The 1,552-nt window shown below is 74.0% G+C and carries 1 protein-coding gene and 1 pseudogene; both read left to right on the top strand.

Features of this window, described 5'->3' with window-relative positions; genetic code table 11:
• On the top strand, positions 1–1,230 hold a 1,230-nt coding region (locus RJ05_RS00280; protein ID WP_036531520.1), incomplete at its 5' end, for a DUF4407 domain-containing protein.
• Positions 1,231–1,285: 55 nt separating this feature from the next.
• Positions 1,286–1,552, top strand: a pseudogene (locus RJ05_RS00275) (hypothetical protein); the annotation flags it as partial.

The raw sequence follows: 1,552 nt of genomic DNA, 5'->3' as shown, positions 1-1,552 counted from the left end.
ATGCTCGCCGACGCCCGTGCCCAGCACGCCGCGGCGGTGGCCCGGGTCGCGCCGCTCGACCAGGCCGTCACCGATGCGCAAAGGCGCGTCGAGGACGCCGAAGCGACCGCCCTCGCCGACGCCGATCGTGGACTCGGCGCGCGCTGGGTCGCCATGCACGACCACACCACCGCGCACGCCGGCGCGCTGCTGCTGCGCCTGCTGACGGCGGTCGCGTTCGTACTGCTGGCACTGCTGCCGCTGATCCTGCGCCGCTGGCGCGGGGAAACCGCGCAGGAGCGGCGGCTGGCCGCCGACATCATCCGGGACCGGGCCGAGCGCAGCGCCGACGCCGCCATCGCGGTGAAGCGGGCCGAGGTGCGCGCCGAGGCCGAGCGGCTGCGCGCCGATCAGCAGCTCACCGCCGCCCGGCTGGCCGTCGAGGCCGATACCGCCATCGACCGGGAACGCCAGCGCACCCGCGTCATCGCCGCCATCGGCGGCCTGGAGATCGGCATCACCGAACCCTCGCGCCGGGCCGTCGGCGCGGGCGCGACCGCCGAACTACCGGCCGGAGCTCCGGCCGCCGACCGAAAGGACCCCACCGTGTCGCACGACGGGATCGCCCCGACGAATCTGCCCGCCCCGGTCGGCGCGAACGCCATCGCCCCGGCGCCGGGTGCCCTCGCACCCGCGGTGCGGGCGAACGTGCCCGCCAAGGACGAACCCGCCGGTGAGCGCGGCGGATTGGAGCTGCCGCTGATCGGTCAGGTGCCGTTCACCGACACCGCCGCCCGCTGGATCCGCCCGCTGGTGCCCTCCTTCGTCGCCAATGCCATCGACACCGCGACCCATCCGCTGCGCACCGCGCGGCAGGCGTTCGAAGAGGTCGAGGAGATCACCTTCACCCTGCGCCGCACCCGCAAGGTCACCGTCGACTCCGAGGATTCGGCCGCACAAGCGGCCCCGCAGGTGGGTTACCAGGTCCCGCCCGGCTACCAGCTGACGCCGGGCACCCCCGAGTACTGGCACGCCCAGCGCATCGCCGCCGCGGCCGTCGACCCGCAGGTTCCGCACTACTACCCCACCACCGACCCCCGCTACTCGACCGATCCGCGCTATTCGGCGCTGCCGCAGGCCTCGGCGTCCGGGTATGGGCTGCCGTCGGCGTCGCACGACGAACTGCCCGGACGTCACACGCCGGAACTGCCCGGACCTTCGGGCCCGCGCGAGCTTCCGCCGGGTCGCTGAGCGCGAGCACCTGCCGGGGTATTCGGCGATGACCGGTCGGCGTCGGCGCGGATCAGTGGCATCGGACCGGTCCGGGCGAACTCACAACGAGAACGGCTCGCGGCTGTCCGGTCTCACCACCGACGGCGCCACCGCACCCGAGGGGCGCGCGCCCGCGCATACGCTGCCACCTGTGCCCGACAGTGAGCTCACGCCCGAAGCGTTCGGATCCAAGCCGTGGGGTTCGCGGCTGCTCGGGCCCGCCGAGGAGAAGTCCGGGATCCGGCGGGTGCGGATCCAACTGCTGCTGACGATTCCGTTGATCGGGGCCAATCTGATCGGG

The organism is Nocardia cyriacigeorgica NBRC 100375, from assembly GCF_000308555.1.
GTDB classification, from domain to species: domain Bacteria; phylum Actinomycetota; class Actinomycetes; order Mycobacteriales; family Mycobacteriaceae; genus Nocardia; species Nocardia cyriacigeorgica.
The sequence above is the reverse complement of the archived record's forward strand: the minus strand, read 5'-3'. Positions and strand labels throughout refer to the sequence as shown.